At 33.4% G+C, this 2,729-nt stretch carries 4 protein-coding genes; 2 read left to right on the forward strand and 2 right to left on the reverse strand.

Going from position 1 to position 2,729, the window contains the following annotated elements; translation table 11 throughout:
• The first annotated feature begins 57 nt into the window (after nucleotides 1-57).
• Nucleotides 58-693: an HAD hydrolase-like protein gene (locus tag Q0Y70_RS09820; protein ID WP_297820528.1), complete on the forward strand. Its 636-nt coding sequence runs from the start codon at nucleotides 58-60 to the stop codon at nucleotides 691-693.
• A 42-nt stretch (nucleotides 694-735) separates the two neighbouring features.
• Complete coding sequence (locus Q0Y70_RS09825; protein ID WP_297820531.1) at nucleotides 736-1,320, forward strand: DJ-1 family glyoxalase III; 585 nt, start codon at nucleotides 736-738, stop codon at nucleotides 1,318-1,320.
• A 47-nt stretch (nucleotides 1,321-1,367) separates the two neighbouring features.
• On the opposite strand, the gene Q0Y70_RS09830 is transcribed toward Q0Y70_RS09825, so the two are convergent.
• Nucleotides 1,368-2,237: an SDR family NAD(P)-dependent oxidoreductase gene (locus Q0Y70_RS09830; RefSeq protein WP_297820534.1), complete on the reverse strand. Its 870-nt coding sequence runs from the start codon at nucleotides 2,235-2,237 to the stop codon at nucleotides 1,368-1,370.
• An 80-nt stretch (nucleotides 2,238-2,317) separates the two neighbouring features.
• A partial coding sequence (locus Q0Y70_RS09835; RefSeq protein WP_297820537.1) for an ATP-binding cassette domain-containing protein occupies nucleotides 2,318-2,729 on the reverse strand: 412 nt, incomplete at its 5' end.

Below are 2,729 nucleotides of genomic sequence, written 5' to 3' on the forward strand. Positions count from 1 at the left end.
GAATTACAAACACAATATTTTAGGTTTTATGAGAGAATATTTTTTAGAGGTGAAATCATGAATTATAAAAATATCATCTTAATTCCAGAAGGAATTTTCTTTAAAGAAAAGACCGCTCAGAAAAATGCATTAAATAAAATAGCTAAATTACATAATGACGCTTTTAATCGTGAATTATTTACCACTCTTTTTGAGCGCTATGAAAATTCTTCTAGAAGCATGCAGATCAATTTGATACTAACGGCATTATTTCCAGATGAAGATAAATCGACAATCTTAACAAGCTTTTTTGAAGCTCTCGGGTTTGAACATCGCTTGTTAAAAAATGTGGATCAAACTGTGGAAAAATTAAATAATCAAGCTAATCTTTTTATCACGAGTATTTATCCACAAGCGGTAATTTCTAAACGCTTAAGGCAAGCAAAAATTGACCTTCCGCTAATAGGCGCCAAAAGTAACAATTTTACTCCAATAAGCAATCTAATCGAAGAAATCATTAATAAAAATAAACTAGATAAAAATGAAACCTTGATCATTGGCTCAAATCTCAGCGACGAAATTCAAGCAGCTAATGATTTAAATATTCCTTCTCTTTGGGTCAGCACCAATCGCAAAGTCCCAATTACTCCCCATCCCAACTTGCATGTAAAAAAATTCGAAGATGTCCTGTTTTACTTTATGAATTCAATTTGAGTTAAAATATATTTGTAAGTTTTTATAAAAAGGATGATATAAATGACAAAAGTTGCTGTAGTTTTCGCCGATGGCTGTGAAGAAGTCGAAGGCTTAAGTGTAGTCGACGTTTTAAGACGTTTGAATATCGAATGTGACATGGTCGGTTTAGATAAGTTGAAAATTAATGGCGACCACAAAATTATCTTGACTTGTGATAAAGTTGTTGATGACAGTTTACTGGACTATGACTTAGTTGCTTTTCCTGGTGGAAAAACAGGTGCCACTAACTTACGCGATAATGAAAAACTTGCTAAGTTGATGATTGAACGCCATAAACAAGGCAAATGGGATGCAGCAATGTGTGCTGCGCCAATTGCGTTAGGACGTTACGGGGTCTTGAAGGATAGTAATTTTACTTGTTATCCTGGTTTTGAAAAAGAAATTTTACAAGACTGTCCTAGTGCCAATTTCAAAACAGACATTACTGTAACAGACAATGAACATAAGATAATCACTAGTCGCGGTCCCGCAACTGCTTGGGCATATGCCTATGCAATTGCGCAAGCTTTAGGTGTAGATACTCAAGCTTTAAAAGCAGGGATGCTATATGATTATCTTGCTAGTCACATTCAAGAAAGTCTATAAATAAAAAAGCCTCAGGCATATCAATATGATGTTGCCTGAGGTTTTTTCTATAAATTTAAAGCATGTAATTTAGAAATTTGATAACCATTACGCAAGAAATGCTCTAATTCTTCTGGCTCACGTCCTGTTAACTTTCTAAAATCATTTGATGTTTGGGATAAATCGCCTAATCTAGCAGCTTGAAACAATGAAGCAATCAATTGCTTTTTCGGATTATCTTCAATAAATTTCTTTGAAGTTACCGGATTATATGTGATGCTCTTTTCCGTGGCCCTAGTCATTATATAGGCCAACTCGATCATATTATAATTGCGTTCCATAGTTAATAAATAATGCTCACCATGTCCATGCATGACTTTTTGCATGGCTACTTGCGCAATAGCGTGAGCACTATCGTTTTCAGTAATAAACGACAGCGATTGATTCTGAAGAGGATAAGTAATTTCTTTATCTTCAATTATGCTCGGAAGCTTAGAAATTAAGGGATCAGCAAATAAGCTATTTTTCACAACTGTGTATTTAATTCCTGTTCCAGCTAAGCGTCTTAATGCATAAGCATAAAATGGTGACAAAAGATACGGATTAGCTTCTTGATCCGCAAAAAAGCTCACAAATATTAAAGTAGCGTTGACATTCTTTACGCTCTGTAAGACTAGCTCAAAATGAGTTATGCTTGTGGATAAATCATCTGCATTAGGTAGATAAACTACCACGTCTGTTTCATCAAGTGGTGAACTTATTGAATCTATATCTGCATAATCTACAAGAGAAGATTCAATGCTAAGTTTTTTAAAAAAAGATTCTTTGGCTGCATCAGATATTCCCACTCGAATATTTTGGGATTCAGTCATCTGCATTAACCACTGAGCTACTTTTTCTCCAAGAGTCGAATCTGCATTCATAATTAAGTATTTCATATTGTAATTCTATCTCTCCTGCTTTGTTCTTACTCTTGTATTATAAAACATTTAGAAACAGATAGAAATTTTAAGTAGTTTTAATTTTTACTGAGCCTAATTTCTCGATCAAACAGATTCCGCATATTCTCATTAAAGTTATGGGCTATAAATATAATTGTCGCTTCGCTTTTCAGGAGTTTCTTTAGGATACTTAAGGTTGCATTTTGATCAATGGCACTAGTTCCTTCATCAATCAAAATTATTTTACTATCATGAACTTGTGCACGGGCCATTACTATTTTTTGTCTTTGTCCTCCTGAAATATTCAACTTATTTAAATTAAGCTCTGTCTCTACACCATTTTTAAACTTTTTAATATCGTTATCCAAATTAACACTTTTTAGAGCTTCATTTACTTGATCATCAAGACATTTATCAAACATAGTAATATTTTGTTTGATAGTTCCTGGAAATAATTTAGGATCTTGTGGAATATAACCAATTCTTGAC

Source organism: uncultured Lactobacillus sp. (genome assembly GCF_947367085.1).
Taxonomy (GTDB): domain Bacteria; phylum Bacillota; class Bacilli; order Lactobacillales; family Lactobacillaceae; genus Lactobacillus.

Excerpts from the sequence above, each read along its gene's own strand:
- Q0Y70_RS09820 (WP_297820528.1), top strand. The coding sequence starts at position 58 with ATGAATTATAAAAATATCATCTTAATTCCAGAAGGAATTTTCTTTAAA.
- Q0Y70_RS09825 (WP_297820531.1), top strand. The coding sequence starts at position 736 with ATGACAAAAGTTGCTGTAGTTTTCGCCGATGGCTGTGAAGAAGTCGAA.
- Q0Y70_RS09830 (WP_297820534.1), bottom strand. The coding sequence starts at position 2,237 with ATGAAATACTTAATTATGAATGCAGATTCGACTCTTGGAGAAAAAGTA.